Annotated in this window: 18 protein-coding genes; 6 read left to right on the plus strand and 12 right to left on the minus strand. The window is 33.6% G+C overall.

Annotated elements, in window-relative coordinates; translation table 11 throughout:
* Positions 1 to 510 precede the first annotated feature (510 nt).
* The gene (metA, locus tag NST60_RS21355) at positions 511 to 1,419 is read left to right on the plus strand and encodes a homoserine O-acetyltransferase MetA (RefSeq protein ID WP_016203111.1); all 909 of its coding nucleotides are present in this window, start codon (positions 511 to 513) and stop codon (positions 1,417 to 1,419) included.
* 88 nt (positions 1,420 to 1,507) lie between these two features.
* Here the strand turns inward: metA and NST60_RS21360 are convergent, their stop codons facing one another.
* A complete protein-coding gene (locus NST60_RS21360; RefSeq protein WP_224427682.1) occupies positions 1,508 to 2,212 on the minus strand; it encodes an AIM24 family protein in 705 nt (234 codons plus the stop codon).
* A gap of 368 nt (positions 2,213 to 2,580) precedes the next feature.
* Here NST60_RS21360 and NST60_RS21365 point away from each other — a divergent pair, with 368 nt between their 5' ends.
* Positions 2,581 to 2,793 (plus strand): DUF3892 domain-containing protein, encoded by a 213-nt coding sequence (locus tag NST60_RS21365; RefSeq protein WP_101730987.1) that lies wholly within the window; start codon positions 2,581 to 2,583, stop codon positions 2,791 to 2,793.
* A gap of 96 nt (positions 2,794 to 2,889) precedes the next feature.
* Here NST60_RS21365 and mntR read toward each other — a convergent pair whose 3' ends face one another.
* From mntR to NST60_RS21390, 5 genes are all read right to left on the minus strand, one after another.
* On the minus strand, positions 2,890 to 3,315 hold the full coding sequence (gene mntR, locus NST60_RS21370) for a transcriptional regulator MntR (protein WP_016203108.1): 426 nt from the start codon (positions 3,313 to 3,315) through the stop codon (positions 2,890 to 2,892).
* A 355-nt stretch (positions 3,316 to 3,670) separates the two neighbouring features.
* The gene (locus NST60_RS21375) at positions 3,671 to 5,821 is read right to left on the minus strand and encodes a type IA DNA topoisomerase (RefSeq protein ID WP_341100108.1); all 2,151 of its coding nucleotides are present in this window, start codon (positions 5,819 to 5,821) and stop codon (positions 3,671 to 3,673) included.
* A 272-nt stretch (positions 5,822 to 6,093) separates the two neighbouring features.
* The gene (locus tag NST60_RS21380) at positions 6,094 to 7,077 is read right to left on the minus strand and encodes an aromatic acid exporter family protein (RefSeq protein ID WP_101730986.1); all 984 of its coding nucleotides are present in this window, start codon (positions 7,075 to 7,077) and stop codon (positions 6,094 to 6,096) included.
* On the minus strand, positions 7,077 to 7,376 hold the full coding sequence (locus tag NST60_RS21385) for a hypothetical protein (protein ID WP_016203105.1): 300 nt from the start codon (positions 7,374 to 7,376) through the stop codon (positions 7,077 to 7,079). Before NST60_RS21385 ends, NST60_RS21380 begins: the two co-directional genes overlap by 1 nt.
* A 668-nt stretch (positions 7,377 to 8,044) precedes the next feature.
* Positions 8,045 to 8,332, minus strand: a complete 288-nt coding sequence (locus tag NST60_RS21390; RefSeq protein ID WP_101730985.1) for a hypothetical protein — start codon at positions 8,330 to 8,332, stop codon at positions 8,045 to 8,047.
* A gap of 447 nt (positions 8,333 to 8,779) precedes the next feature.
* Here NST60_RS21390 and cspD point away from each other — a divergent pair, with 447 nt between their 5' ends.
* On the plus strand, positions 8,780 to 8,980 hold the full coding sequence (gene cspD, locus NST60_RS21395; RefSeq protein ID WP_009332654.1) for a cold-shock protein CspD: 201 nt from the start codon (positions 8,780 to 8,782) through the stop codon (positions 8,978 to 8,980).
* A 139-nt stretch (positions 8,981 to 9,119) separates the two neighbouring features.
* On the opposite strand, the gene NST60_RS21400 is transcribed toward cspD, so the two are convergent.
* Positions 9,120 to 9,305: a zinc-finger domain-containing protein gene (locus tag NST60_RS21400; protein ID WP_016203104.1), complete on the minus strand. Its 186-nt coding sequence runs from the start codon at positions 9,303 to 9,305 to the stop codon at positions 9,120 to 9,122.
* A gap of 25 nt (positions 9,306 to 9,330) precedes the next feature.
* A complete protein-coding gene (locus NST60_RS21405) occupies positions 9,331 to 9,990 on the minus strand; it encodes a reverse transcriptase-like protein (RefSeq protein ID WP_016203103.1) in 660 nt (219 codons plus the stop codon).
* Positions 9,991 to 10,348: 358 nt separating this feature from the next.
* Here NST60_RS21405 and NST60_RS21410 point away from each other — a divergent pair, with 358 nt between their 5' ends.
* Both NST60_RS21410 and NST60_RS21415 read left to right on the plus strand, forming a co-directional pair.
* Complete coding sequence (locus NST60_RS21410; protein ID WP_016203102.1) at positions 10,349 to 10,738, plus strand: reverse transcriptase-like protein; 390 nt, start codon at positions 10,349 to 10,351, stop codon at positions 10,736 to 10,738.
* A 17-nt stretch (positions 10,739 to 10,755) separates the two neighbouring features.
* On the plus strand, positions 10,756 to 11,682 hold the full coding sequence (locus NST60_RS21415) for a DMT family transporter (protein ID WP_016203101.1): 927 nt from the start codon (positions 10,756 to 10,758) through the stop codon (positions 11,680 to 11,682).
* 210 nt (positions 11,683 to 11,892) lie between these two features.
* Here NST60_RS21415 and NST60_RS21420 read toward each other — a convergent pair whose 3' ends face one another.
* Positions 11,893 to 12,162 (minus strand): DUF6123 family protein, encoded by a 270-nt coding sequence (locus NST60_RS21420; protein WP_016203100.1) that lies wholly within the window; start codon positions 12,160 to 12,162, stop codon positions 11,893 to 11,895.
* 192 nt (positions 12,163 to 12,354) lie between these two features.
* The gene (locus NST60_RS21425; RefSeq protein WP_016203099.1) at positions 12,355 to 12,834 is read right to left on the minus strand and encodes a divergent PAP2 family protein; all 480 of its coding nucleotides are present in this window, start codon (positions 12,832 to 12,834) and stop codon (positions 12,355 to 12,357) included.
* A 108-nt stretch (positions 12,835 to 12,942) separates the two neighbouring features.
* On the opposite strand from NST60_RS21425, the gene sspL reads away from it, so the two are divergent.
* Positions 12,943 to 13,077: a small, acid-soluble spore protein L gene (sspL, locus tag NST60_RS21430; protein ID WP_016203098.1), complete on the plus strand. Its 135-nt coding sequence runs from the start codon at positions 12,943 to 12,945 to the stop codon at positions 13,075 to 13,077.
* Positions 13,078 to 13,304: 227 nt separating this feature from the next.
* Here sspL and NST60_RS21435 read toward each other — a convergent pair whose 3' ends face one another.
* Positions 13,305 to 14,177: a 5'-3' exonuclease gene (locus NST60_RS21435; protein ID WP_224428192.1), complete on the minus strand. Its 873-nt coding sequence runs from the start codon at positions 14,175 to 14,177 to the stop codon at positions 13,305 to 13,307.
* A 284-nt stretch (positions 14,178 to 14,461) separates the two neighbouring features.
* On the minus strand, positions 14,462 to 15,316 hold the full coding sequence (locus tag NST60_RS21440; protein WP_101730981.1) for a sulfurtransferase: 855 nt from the start codon (positions 15,314 to 15,316) through the stop codon (positions 14,462 to 14,464).
* Positions 15,317 to 15,331: the final 15 nt, after the last annotated feature.

Consider the following 15,331-nt stretch of genomic DNA (forward strand, 5'->3'; position numbering starts at 1 on the left):
TCGTAAGCTTATGGTTGAGTCTCACTGTCCGTTAAGAGGAGGCCACTGAAAAAGTCTTTTTTTTCGTGTGAAATGAAGAGCAAGCATATTTGAAAGTGAAAATAAGGTTGGTTTGGAGAGGCGTCCGCTCGACTCCTATGGGAGGCTTGGCACTCGCCCCATGGAAAGCGAGCGGATGCCTCGGAAAACAAATCCATCATCTTATGTTTAAAAAGTGGCTATTGTCCATCATCATTACTAGCCAGTTTTTCAGTGCCCTCCGTTAAGAGTGGGATAAAATAATCTATCTTTTCTAAAATTCAAAACATTATGATTGCGACATATTCAAATCAAATTTATAATAAGCTATGTTGAAGAAAGTGCCATGATAAAGAAACATTCCATTTGATAACTTTTAAGATATTCGGTTATTTCTAAGAAAAACGACCGTATATCTTTGTGTAACACTACTATTTCCATCATAGAAATACATTATAAGATGATTCTATCTTTAGGAGGAGAAATACCTATATGCCAATAAAAATTCCTCATCTCTTACCAGCACGTGAAATACTAGAAGATGAAAATATCTTTGTAATGGAAGAAGGTCGGGCAAAAGCACAAGATATCCGACCATTAAACATATTAATATTAAACCTAATGCCCCAAAAAGAAAAAACAGAGGTACAAATCTTACGCTTGCTTGGGAATACCCCTTTACAAGTAAATATATCCTTTTTAAGAACAGCATCTTACGAATCAAAGAATACAAGTCCATACCATTTGGAACAATTTTATCGTAACTTTGAAGCAATAAAAACAAATAAATACGACGGGATGATTATTACAGGTGCGCCTGTAGAATTAATGAGCTTTGAAGAAGTTGATTATTGGGAAGAATTAACGAAAATAATGGAATGGTCTAAAACAAATGTTACATCTACTCTTCATATTTGTTGGGGAGCACAAGCAGCTCTCTACCATCATTTTGGGATTAATAAGTATCAGTTAGATCAAAAATGTTACGGAATTTATTCCCACTCTGTATTAAATCCGTCGGATAAGTTAATGCGTGGGTTTGATGACAGCTTTTTAGCCCCTCACTCAAGGCATACAAATGTATCAATTGAAGAAATTAAAGCCCATTCGAACCTAGAGCTATTATCTGCCTCAGATGATGCTGGCGCATTTATCATCAGTGCAAATAAAGGAAAACAAATCATGATTACAGGTCATTTAGAATACGATTCTTGTACACTAGCGGAGGAATATAAACGAGATAAAGATAAAGGATTAAATATTCATCTTCCATTACGTTATTTCCCAAATAACAATCCAGGTATGAAGCCGTTAAACAGTTGGCGTTCTCATGCTCATTTATTATTTTCCAACTGGCTAAATTATTATGTCTATCAAGAAACACCTTACGAGTGGAAATAATACTATTAACTTATCAAGTTAAAAGGAAAGAAAATACTGCCTAACAGGCAATACTTTCTTTCCTTTACAATTTAATTTGATGCACAACTTAGCCATTATTGCCGCCACCATTGGAAAAATACACTTCTTCAAATGGCTGAATCACGACAAAGCCTTCTCCCGAAAATTTCATTTGAATGGATTCTCCGCTACCTCTACCAAAAATAGTTTTAAGGGTTATGTCTGTTACAAATTCTGGCTGTAGGTTTCCCGACCACGCAACTGTTGCATTAGGGTCTGTAAAAACTGGGTTATTTGGAGTAACTCTTAGTGTTAGTGGTTCATAGTGAGAAGTAATTGCAACCAAGCCACTTCCAGATAGATTGATATTAAATAAACCACCAGAAAGCATCCCTGCAATTCTCTTCATTAGCTTAATATCCCATTTAATCGATGGTTCAAAAGCAAGTAAATCATTACCGTTCACAAAGATAGAATCCCCATTTAAATGCAGGATGGAAATTTTCTTTCCTTGATCAGCCAAATAAAGCTTTCCATTGCCTTCTGCTTTCATAAGAGAGGCACCTTCGCCTGTTAATGCTTTCTTAAACATTTTTCCTAGTCCATGTTCCAAAATACCTTCCCTTGTAAATCGAATGTTTCCACGATAAGAAACCATACTTCCTGCTTTTGCCCATATTTGATTTGTTAAATTTATTTCGAGCATTCTCTCTGTTTCTAGTTCAAAAATTCCTTCATCCTTATCTTTTTGCTCTGTTTTTGTTAAGAACTCCTCTAATCCATATCTCCCCATACACTCACCTCTTTTAAATTGTTAATTTTAGGATATCATCTAGAAACGGGAATGAAAATATAAATTTGGGGTAGAGATAAAGTGAAACTTCCATCAGTAGGGATTTCCCTTCATCCCCCACTGATGGTTAGTTGAACCAAGGGGACCTTTATGGACAGTTGATCTCCCTCCTATCTTCCTCGTATTTTCATAAGCTTACTGCAAGAGTCTTACTGTCCGTTAAGAGTGGGATAAATATATTTTCTACGATTGCATAAAACACAAAAGTAAATAATGATAATTTTGAATATGTTTGTATATACTATTTCATATACATTAATTGCTAGGAATAAAATTTATATTTTTCACGAGGAAAGGAGCTACTTTGTATGGAAAAAATAATTGCAGTTGAAAGAAATCATCTAGGAGACATTATTAGTTTTAAAACCTCTAATGGAAGAGTAATCTCCTATCGCAAAGCACTACTGGATATCGAAACAGGCGTTATCGATGGAGTAGAAGTTGTTGAGAATGAAAGAAAGGAAGAAGATCTATCCTTTTCTATAATTGATAACTTTGACAATTACCCCCCTATCTATTAATTGACTTTCTTCATTAACCAATAAGGGCAATTCTCTGTAGGCGTCCATGCTACTGTTATGTTAAGTAGCACATACCTAGAGAGAATTGCCCTTCCCTTATTCGATCGAATCGTTTTTTTGCTGAATTAACTTTAATTCTTTTGTATGTTCTGGGTTTTCCTCAAAAAATTGAACCAAATCTCCAATGCGATCAATCGAGTCCCAGCTTAAATGATGTTCAATTCCTTCCACATCTTCGTATATATTCTCTTCTTTGACACCAATAATTCTTAATAATTGCTCTAATAGCTCATGTCTATAGACTAGTCGTTTCCCGATTTTTTTTCCTTTTGGCGTTAAAACCAAGCCTCTATATTTTTCATAAACTAGATATTCATCCTTATCCAATTTCTGAACCATTTTTGTTACAGAGGAGGGATGTACAGATAAGCCTTCCGCAATATCTGATACTCGTGCATATCCTTTATCTTCTATTAGGTTGTAAATGCGCTCAATATAGTCTTCCATACTAGGTGTCGGCAATTCAACCCCTCCTTTACCAGGATTTCTCCTTTTTTTCTATTTTATTCATTTATACTTGTCTATGTTATCTATGTATGTATAGTCTTTTTTAAACAAGAAAAAATACCCCTTAGAAAATTAAATTTTTTAAGAAAACGTTTTAAAGTAAAGCAGTATGCACTATTTTCCTATAAATTTTATCTCTCTAAAAAAGGCGATGGATTAAAAGAATATGTCTTTTGCATTTTACTATAAAAAAAAAGGGGAAACAAGATTCTTTCAATCAAAAGCTTACCTTAAAGAGCTCTTGTTTCCTTGTATAATTCAAAGCTACTTTATCATTCTATTTTAGCACTGAAACAATTTCACAGCAAAATTATTCAGAGAATTCCATTTTCCAGCTAAAATACTCATTGTCTTGATTCTTTTCATATTTCATTATGGCATCAAATTTATTCCCTTTTTTGCTTACTAATCCTTTAACGGGTGCTTTGCCATTTTTCAGTAATGCTTTAACCATTGTTTTCGTCGGTTTTTTCTTCATGGTTGCAAGAAATTTATCATTTTTCCAAATTACGAACTTACAGCCATTTTTCCAATTGCTACAACCAAACCCTTTTTTTCCTTCAACAACAGCATGACCACAAAGGGGACATTTCCCTAATACCTCTGTTGTTTGTTTGGTATAGGTTACTTCTTGAATAATGATTTCTTCTTCTTTCTTTATTGTTTCTACTGCGTTTGTCGTGAAGTTGTTAATAATTTGCAAAAATTGCTGTTTGCTAAATTGCCCTTTTTCAATATCATAAAGTGCTTTTTCCAGCTTGCCTGTGAAATCTAAATTAAACAGATCTTTAATCGGAAAGATTTCAACGATTCTTCTTCCTAAATCGGTACAAACTAAATTCTTATTCTTTGCTTCAATATAGCCAATATCTTTTAATTTCTTTATCGTTTCTGCTCGAGTGGCTGGCGTTCCTATACTGAAACCACTTAAGATAGACAAAACATCCTCTTCTTTTTCTGCGTCAAAGTTTTTCCCACACGTTTCCATTAATCGAAGCAATGTCTTTTCCGTATGCTCTTTTGGAGGCTGGGTAGTATGTGTGGTCGTTGTTGCTTCACTTGTAAATACTTCTTCTTGCAACTGAACCAATGGAAGCATGACATCTTTCGATTGAATTTTTTCAATCTTTTTCCAGCCTTCCACTAATTGGACTTTCCCCTTCGTTATAAAGCTGCCCTTTAGTTCTACTTGATTCATGCTCGTAATAATTTTTGTTTCTTCTACTTCAGCAACCGGCATAAACTGCATTAATAATCGGTTTTTTATTGCTTCATATACTTGTTCTTCCTCTTGACTTAATCGTTTTGGTAGCACATACGTTGGAATAATCGCACTATGACTCTCCACTTTTTTATTATCAAAAATTCGTTTGGATGGAAAAAATTTAATTTCCTCTTTGATAGGCAAACTGTCAGCAAGGAGATTTACTACTTTCTCTGTTTTCGAAATCAAACTTTCTTCTAGTGCAATACTTGCTGTTCTTGGATACGTAATATACTTTTTTTCATAAAGACTTTGTGCAACCTTTAATACTTTATCTGCTGTCCAGCCTTTATATTTACTAGTTATATAGCCTTGAAGATTGGAAAGATTAAATAAGAAGGGTGGATATTCCTTTTTTTTCTGTACTTTTTTTTCGGTTACAATCGCTGTTTTGCCCTTAATTTTTTCCTCTAAATCTTTTAAATAATGTTCCTCTTTAAATTTTTCTTCTTTATTTTCTAAATAGGTACCTATATAATTGCTTCCATTTTCAGTTAAAAACATGGCTTGTAGTTTATAATAATTTTCTGGTACAAAGGTCTCAATTTCTTTATCACGATCATAAATGATTTTTAGTGTTGGAAGTAAAACTCTTCCAATATTTAAAGCTTTCCCTTTGCCCTTTTGATATTTTAAAGTGGCAACAGATGTTAAGTTAATGCCAATTAACCAATCAGCCCATTGTCTGCTAACTCCTGCATCTTGAAGAGGACGCAATTCTTTATTGGAACGAAGATTATCTAAGCCGTTTAATACCTCTTTAGGCGTCCATTCATTCAATAGTAAACGATAGACTTCTTTTTCTGTTCTTAAATTATAAATAATACTGTCCCCGATAAGCTGCCCTTCTCGATCATAGTCACAAGCAGAAATAATTGTATCTACATCTGGCCTTTTCATCAGTCTATGTATTATTTTAAGCTGTTTCTCAGCACCACGGTCCGGTTTATCTCTATTTTTTGGATCGGACTTAACTTTGTATTGAAATTTAGTAGGGACAAATGGAAAATTTTCTAGTTTCCATGTAGACATTTTTTCATCATAGTCCTTTGCATCATTCAATTGTAACAAATGACCAAAAGCCCATGTTACTATATAGCCATTTCCTTCAAAATAGCCATCTTGTCTATTTTTTATTTTTAAAGCATCTGCAATATTTTTCGATACAGATGGTTTTTCTGCTAATATTAATTTCATCTATATCACCTTTTTTCACAACTAATATTCATCCTATTTTTATACAAAATAATATTATAATCGTTATAAAGCTAATTGTATAGAATGGGGAAAAACGGTTAAAATGCAACTGGGGTAGTTTTGAAAGTTTAGTTTTTAAAGGGTATATTCCTTTTTTAATATGTTAATAGCAAACAAAGAAGTAATCAGTATGGGGAATAAGGAAATATCGACCGAGACTTTTCTTTTCATTTAAGTCCCAGTCGATCTCCTATTTAGTTCACGAAAGCATGTTAATATGCTACTTTTAGCGATTTTTTAATTTGTAAATACTGTTCCAATTCTTTTATGACAAAAAAGACATGGGCTTGTTCTTCAAAAGAACGCCAATCACTTGGCAGCTTGTCGTGTTTAATCATTTCCTCGACTCGTTGGAGTTTACTTAAAAACAGAACTGCCGTATTCCCTGAATGAACACATAAACTAAGTTCTTCTAAAAAGTCTGCCACAAGCTCGCGTTGAGTATCTAAAGTTTCGACAGCTAAAATTCGGTCAAAAAGCCTAGAAATAATTTCTAATTGCTTTTCTCTAATCGTAAAGTACTTATAATAATAATTCTCTTTACGAGAAAAATGATTTTCAACGTCTCTATAGGCTACTGATTTTGCATATTGCACTTCATCTGAAGCACGTTTTAATTTTAATACATAATCTTCTTTCATTTCATTTGTCCGAAGATATACAACCATATCCATCAAAAGCGCTTTAAAATACTGCTCTATATCCTTTTGATGTACTTTCATTTCTTTATCCAAACTAGGCATATAGCTGTTTACAAGTAATGCTGCGCCAATTCCAATTACAATTAACCCTAGCTCATTTAGGACTACTTCCCAAGTCATATGATTAGTGGAGTAGATATGAAGAATAATAACCGTACTTGTTACTACTCCTTCATTTACTTTAAGTAAAACAGTTGTTGGAATAAATAACAATAACAATAATCCTATAATATATGGTTCAAACGCAATACCTTCAAAGAATATATAGGAAAATGGAATGGCAAGCATACATGCGATAAAACGAGAAAATGCACTATGAAGTGATTTTTTCTTAGAGTTTTGAACACACAGAATGGTTATAATCGCTGAAGAAACATAAAAATCTAAATGTAAAAATTGGGCTATAGATATACCTATGCTTACTGCCACAGCTGTTTTAAAGGTTCGGTAACCAATTTTATATTTTTTTAAGTTTTTCCATGCTCTTTGCATCATTAATCACAACCAGTAACAAGTAAATCATCTTGTAAAGAAGCTAACCTCGTATTCATAGCAATTTTATCACCAGGTTTCACCAATAATTGGACAACGGATCCACTAAAAGGAACGCTCACATCTTTTATTTCTCCTGCTAAAGTTCTAATGGTTAAAATTGTTTCCCATTCATAGAAATAAGCATTTTCCTTCATTAGGATCTCATCTACAGTTCCTTCAAACGGACTTAGTATCATCTGGTCTTCTCTTGAGATTTCATAATACGGACTTTGACTGCTCTTTACAATCGTTTCAATCATTTTAATAAATCTTCCCTTTTATTATTATTTTTTAATTAATTTTTGCAAAAGTTTATTTCATTGAAAAACAAACTTGCTTTTATAATAGTAATCATGTTAATAAAAACACATTTCCCCCTTTAATTCAATGATTTCAAGGATATTTTTTTCGTTTTTTCACAGGAAATTTTTGCATCCATCTATTCACTAAAACGCCTGTCAGCTCTCCCTTCTTTGCACACAAGCATGAAAGCGAAAACATACATTTACTACCAACACGAGGTAACCTTCCTACTTTTATTAAGGCATTAAAAGAGGCTGGGACATAAGTATTCCAGCCAAGGATAATTCCGAACAATTATACGAAGATGCTAATGAATGTTCCGTATAATTGTTCGGGCTTTTATTTGTTTTTCAAAGGATGTTTCCATGAAGTTTGGTGCGATTCCCCGCAGCCGGAATACACTTCGCTTTCCATGGGGCTCGCGCTGAGCCGCTTCGGCCTGTGGCCTGCAGGGTCTCAGACTGTCTCGCTAATCCCATAGGAGTCTTCGTGTATTCCGGCTGCTCTGTTTTTCCAACTAATTATATTTCCTCTTGTAAAAAGTATGCGAAAGCAGCCGCTATTTACTAGCTATATTAGAAATTGTTCGTCTTTACAGAGTATCTATTTAGTTATGTCCCATCCTCTACATAAAGTATTTTTTGATCTTACTGTCTGTTTGTATATACCAATTTTCTTTTTCAATAATATTTGCTACCGTCAAAATAAGAGATGGGATTTTTTCTACATTGAATACGATTAAGCCGATTTTTTTTACCATTATGACAAAGGACTCTCCATGCGAAAATGTAGGTAAAACATTTCCTAATTGGAGGATGCTTTTGACAATTGCTTGTTTGCTGTCGTCCTCCAAAACAATATTCGGTGTAAATCGCAAGATCCAATTTTCTTTTTCAATCGAAAATCGATACATTAAGCCACCCTCTTATTCTATTTCCTGAAAACAAAACTGCTACTTCATAATATGTTGAAATTTATTATTTATGAGATATATTATTTTTAGATAGTGAACGAGTCAAATGTTCATTATTTCTTATATATATATAGGAATATTCACCCATTATCATGATTTTACATTCACGCTAAAAATAACCGATACATAGGTAAATTTATTAATAAAGTAATAAGTGTTGTATCCGCTTACTTTTCGCGAACAAAACAAGAAAGCCCTTCCATTAATTTGATTAACTTTTCGGAAAAAACGCTTTGAAACCTTGACTACATATGGGTAATCGTGTATATTATAGACATCATTTAACAAAATTCTGAATAATTACTTTCTATTATTATTTTGTTCTATGAGAATATTTATTTTATAGGCACTAACTAGTGTCTTGAAAGGCTTAGGAGGATATTTATTATGCAAAATGGTAAAGTAAAATGGTTCAATAACGAAAAAGGATTTGGATTCATCGAAGTTGAAGGTGGAGACGACGTATTCGTACATTTCACTGCTATTCAAGGCGAAGGCTTTAAATCATTAGAAGAAGGACAAGAAGTTTCTTTCGAAATCGTTGAAGGAAACCGTGGACCTCAAGCTGCTAATGTTGTTAAACTATAATTAATAATTATATATATTAATAATAGTATTCAGGGGATTTTTCAAGGAGTGGTGCTTCTAGAGAAATTCCCTTTTATTTTTCAAATACCTTCTCCAAAAAGGCTTACGCGGTATATGCTAAAAGGTGGAAGCACATATGTCACTTCGCACCTGATAGTTTCTCCCCATATCCTCTTAGCTTATTCCCTACTGTACATTGTGATATACAGAAGCGGTGAGCTCTTCTTTTCCCATACTCTATCTTATTTTGTCGATATAAAAAACAGTCGTTGCAATAGTCTTTCATTAATCCATCTGCTTCTTCAATCAGTTTTTTTCGTTCCAAGCTTCACCTCTCCTTTACCTGACAATTAGAGCAATTGCATTTTACTATAGATGCGTTTCCCTTCTAATGCTTGGGTTGCCAATTTATCTGCTTCCTTATTCTCATTTCTTCCAATAGAAGAATATATCATATTTAAATGGAGTTTTTTAAGCTTTACTTCAATCCGATCAAGCCAGTTATTTAATTCTTCCTCATAGCATGGCCATTCGCCTTCTAATTGTTTCAAAACTACTTGGGAATCCCCTTTTACTTCACAAGTAACGTCTTTCACATCGAGCTCTTCAAGTAGGTTTAAGGCGTGAAACAACGCAGCATATTCAGCTTCATTATTGGAAAGAATATCATGAAATAACTCATTTGCGCGAACTCTAAACTTCTTTTTTCCTTGTTGAAAGAATAACACAACTCCAATTCCTGCTGTTTTCGTTTCCTTATGATAGCCACCATCAAAATAAATGATAAAGTCATGCGGCTCTTCTTCCATTTCTTCATTTAGCTTTCGTAATTCTTTTAATGTCCAGCTTGTTCCTTTTTCATCATAAAAAAGCATATCTATTACATCATTCCGCTTCTCAAGTTCCTCTCCTACTTCAAGGGCCGTAGTTGATTGTATCCAATCTGAAGTAAAATAGATTGAATCCTTCTTTTTCTTTCGTTGAAATTTGTATTCCAATTTATATTTCATAACGGTACAACCTTTCTACATATAGAGTGACTTCGATAATGATACTGCGGATCTTATTGCCCCGTTATTGGAGGAAATATCCATTCTTCTTAGAAATAATAAAAAACATTCCCATCTAAGCTTTTTTTCATTTATAATATTTTACATCGCTTGTTATGTTTCATTTCACTTTATTGCAAATAAGACTGGATTGTCATTATACCATTTTTCCATCTAATAACAGGAATAATTATTTTTCATAATTGGTTATATGTTTAATGATATATATACATTTTATGCGAGTTGTATGAAAACAAATAGCAAAACAATTCGTATATAATCATTGTTTAATCATACCAAATTTTTTGGAGGTATCAAAATGATTGAAGTTTATATTGATGGTGCAAGTGCTGGAAACCCTGGTCCAAGTGGTGCTGGTATCTTCATAAAAGGCCATGGTTCTGCAGAAAAATATTCGATTCCACTCGGATTAATGAGTAATCACGAAGCTGAATACCATGCTCTGATAAATGCATTAGAAATCTGCCTAAACAATGATTATCGAACAGTGAGTTTTCGCACTGATTCTGAACTTGTTAGTCGTGCAATTGAAAAAGAGTTCGCTAAAAACAAAAAATTTGCTCCGCTGCTAGAAAAATCATTAAAACTCATAAATGAATTAGATTTATTCTTTATTAAATGGATCCCTAGTAAAGATAATAGGACGGCTGATGAATTAGCAAGACTTGCAATAAGAAAAAATAAATAAAGAAGGGAATTCGTCCATTGAAAATACATACTTCCGCTCGGTTGGCAGACGTCTCCCTTTTATTTGTAGCACTAGTATGGGGTGCTACCTTTGTAATCGTGCAAAATGCAATTGCTTTTCTACAACCACTTATATTTAATGGGATTCGCTTCTTCTTGGCAGCCCTATTTTTATTTGTATGGTTACTTCTTTTTAAGCCTTCCCAACTAAAGCAATTAAATATACATTGCTTAAAATCTGGAATAAGCTTAGGATTATGTTTATTTATTGGTTATGCCTTTCAAACAATCGGTTTAGTATATACGACAAGCTCGAAGGCTGGGTTTATAACTGGATTGAGTGTGGTGCTTGTTCCTTTATTTTTGTATCTTTTTCTGAAACAAGCTTTACTTGTTAACCATATTATTGGTGTGGCTATTGCTACTATAGGACTTTATCTTTTAACGATGAGCAATACCTTTTCCATTAATATAGGGGATTTTTTTGTGTTCATTTGCGCCATTGGTTTTGCTTTGCAAATCATTTTAACAGGCAAATATAGTAAAGAACATCCAACCTTATTATTAACGATTGTTCAACTTTTAACGGTATCCGTTTTAGGGATAATGGGTAGCATTTTATTCGAGAACCCTAAGGCAAATTTTAAAATCGATATCTTGCTTCATCATGAAGTCATCATTGCCTTATTAATCACTTCTATTCTTGCTACCGCATTGGCGTTTATCATTCAAACAAGTTTGCAAAAATACACCAATTCTACCAGAGTTGCTTTAATTTTTGCAACTGAACCTGTATTCGCAGCAGCAACTGCTTACCTATTTAGTAATGAACAATTAACAACTAGTTCAGCAATCGGCTGTATATTGATTTTACTTGGAATGATTTTTGCTGAATTACCGAAGAAAGTATTATTTGCTGCTTTTCAAAAGGTTATGGAGAAATAATGTACTATTTTATTTTTCGTAAAGCTTGTTGCTAGTAAGCCACAGCCAAATTCATGGAAACATCCTTTTTAAAACAAATAAAAAAACCAAACAATTATACGGAACTTTTATTAGTATCTTCGTATAATTGTTTGGTTTTATCCTTGCTGGGATGCTTTTGTCACAGCCTCCGTTTAGTGAAAATAACTTTATCCACTTTATACAGACAAGTTAAAGCGGAAATAAGTGATTTTTTTTTATAAAGCTCATTACTTCTTTTTTGGTTTTCAGTTCATTATCGTTAAACATCTCTAGTAAGGAAACAAAAAAACTTCCATCAAATTTCTTTTGTAATTTTAGCGTACATTCAATAGCTGTTATAACAAGTTCATCTGTAGTATTTGTATATGCTTTGCCAAAATAAATAAAACCTATCGCATCTTCACCAAAGGAAAAGCCTTTACTTTCTAAAAAGAGCAAATACTCCTCGACAGTTTTCAAACTTAATGTACATTCCCCTCTATCCTTTTACCTATATGTTACTTTATATCACGACAATTTTCTAGTTTTTTCAACATTATTCCACTGCTTTAATGACGTTTGTCATATATTATTCATTACTATTCTTTAGATGATTTAATCAAAAAAGGATAGAGAATCAAATGGATCATTTTCGACTCTCTATCCCTCTTATTACCGATGTAAAAACGATCGTTTCTTTTTTGTTAATATATGTCCTAGAAAACCAATCAGTATGCCTAATAAGGCACCGCCAAGCACTTCTTGAGGCTGATGTCCAAGCATTTCTTTCAATTTTTTTGGTTGCTTCTCTTTAAAAGCAATATTTTTATCTGTATTAATTTTATCAACTAAATCTCCTAAATCATTCACTTTTAACGTTAATTCACCTGTTTGTCTTCTAATGCCTTGCGCATCATACATAACGATCAACCCATAAATTAGAGATAAAGCAAAGTCAATCGTTGGCATGCCTCTTTTTAGTGCTATGAAAGTCGTTAGAGAAGATACTCCTGCAGAGTGAGAGCTTGGCATTCCACCTGTTTGAAAAAACAAGCCTTTATCCCATTTTTTCGTCTTCAAAAAATGAATGGGGATTTTAAGAAACTGCGCCATTCCAATACTTATTAAGGCTACATAGACACCCTTATTCATATAATCACCTCTAACAAATAGTCTCTTTATTTATGGATGATATTATTCTTGCTTGCTCATACTATGAATGAATTTTTATTTCCACTATTAGGTGAAGAGGTGAATATAATGAGTAAAAACCAACGAAACAGAGGGAAAGCTGCTGGCGGTGTCAATCCACAAGGCTATGGCCAAGATGCAGATATCACTCCATCTCCCAAAAGCAAATTAGAAAATGCGGCAAAGAAGAAAAACACAAAATAAGAATTAATAAAGGGAAACTTCCATCAGTGGGGGTTTTCCTTCATCCCCACTGATGGTTAGTTGAACCAATCGGACCTTTACAGTTGATCTCCCACCTAGCTTCCTCGTATACTCATAAGCTTGAAGTGGGGTCTTACTGTCCGTTAAGAGTGGGATAAAAAGCCACTACCATTATTGTTCATCCTTTAAACATAGTGGTAGTGGCAGTTCACAATATTATTTTCTTATTAAAATAAAGTAAGTTCTTCTTTCTTCTCTACATAATGATGGAATCTTTTAAATTCTAGTTCTTCGAATTTCTGAATAGCAAGATTCGGATTTATGTCTAAAAAACTTTCTTCCAGTAAACAACTTACCGGGACATCGCATTTAATTTCCGCTAAACGTCTACTTAAATGCAGCATTTCAAGATCGGCTTCAATTTTCGCTCGCTGTCCCTTAGTTAGTAGCGCTAAATTAGTAAGTATTCCTTCTATATCTTGATGAGTTTGAAGAAGCTTTAAAGCTGTTTTTTCACCAATTCCTCTAACACCTGGATAATTATCGCTCGTATCACCCATTAATCCCTTCAAATCGATCATTTGCTGTGGAGTGATTCCCTTTTCCTCTTGAAAATTTACTGGAGTATAAAGCATATAATTACCATATCCTTTTTTTAATAAGGCAACAGAAACATGGTCATCCAGTAATTGAAGGATATCTTGATCACCTGTTAGAATGGTAACATTCGCTTCACCTTGCATTTGTTTCGCAATCGTTCCAATACAATCATCGGCCTCAAAGCCACTAATACCAATATTCGGTACATTAAAGCTTTCAACAACCTCTTTTACTAAATCGAATTGTGGTATTAGTTCAACAGGAGCGTCTGAACGATTCGCTTTATAAGAAGGATACATTTCTGTTCTAAATGTCGTACTTCCCATATCCCAGCAAACCGCTACATGGGAGGGCTTAAAATGTTCAATTGCTGTGAAAAAATGTTTTACAAAACCATGAATGGCATTTGTTGGGATTCCTTTTGAATTCACCATATATTGACCTGTAACTGCTGTAGCAAAAAATGCACGAAACAACAGAGCCATTCCATCTACTAGCATTAGGTTAGCTTTTTTCTCATTGCTCAAATTTCATCTCTCCTTTATTTCCATTAGTATATTATAACAGATTGACCCAAGGTTGTGGCTGGTAGCTTTTTCTTCTCCTTTTTTTGTTGAATTTAAAATAAGCTGTTTGTAAGTTAAAAAACAGGAAACTAAATTTCCCATTAGTTTCCTGTTCATCTAATCCAGCTTATTTAATATAAGTTCAAGACTATTATACTCTCTTCCCATTTCATCTAACTTTGTTTCTACTAGTGTAAAACCTAAGGTCTCCCACTTTTTTATTCTTCAGACTTACTTGGCAAACAAGTCTCAATTTCATTCTCTTCATAGGAGATCCAATCACTAAAACTACCCGGATAAAGCTTTACCTTATCTAGTCCAGCCATTTTCAAAGAAATATAATTAGGGGTAGCCGTTATGCCAGAACCACAATATACAATATATTCTTTGTTCGGATCTAATCTAGAGAATCTATCTTTTTGCTCACTAGTTGATAAAAAGAATCCATCTTTTAATCCTTCTGTCCATATGATGTTTATCGCCCCAGGAATATGTCCACTTTTCTTATCGATTGGCTCTATTTCTCCTGTATAGCGTTTATGTTCTCTAGAATCAATTAGTATCCTATCTTGCTTTTTTGCCTTTACTTGGGCTAAGACTTCCTCATAAGTTGCCATCATATGTGTCTGAATAACAGGAGTGAAAGTAGTCTTTGAAAAAGTTGAGACTTCTTTTGTAATAGGATAGCCCTTCTTTATCCATTCTTTATAGCCGCCATCTAAAATATATGTATATGGATGACCTATATAGTTTAACAACCACCAAAATCTCCCAGAAAATGCCCCCTCCCCATTATCATAGGCAATAACAATAGTATCCGGACCAATCCCTATATGTTCTAACTTCTCGACAAGCTCTTCCATATCTGGTAATGGATGTCTTCCCCCATGTTCGCTTATTAGATTGGAGAGATCATTTTCCAAGTGAAAATAAGCACTATTCGGAATATGACCTTCTTTATACCAGTCTGTACCATTGTCAGGATTTGTTAAATCAAAGCGACAATCAATAATTCTAACTGAATCATTTTCTAAATTTTCTTTTAACCAATCAACACTTTTTACGATTTCCATCTTCATTCCTCCCAT

This window comes from Niallia sp. FSL W8-1348 (assembly GCF_038006745.1).
Taxonomy (GTDB): Bacteria; Bacillota; Bacilli; order Bacillales; family Cytobacillaceae; genus Niallia; species Niallia alba.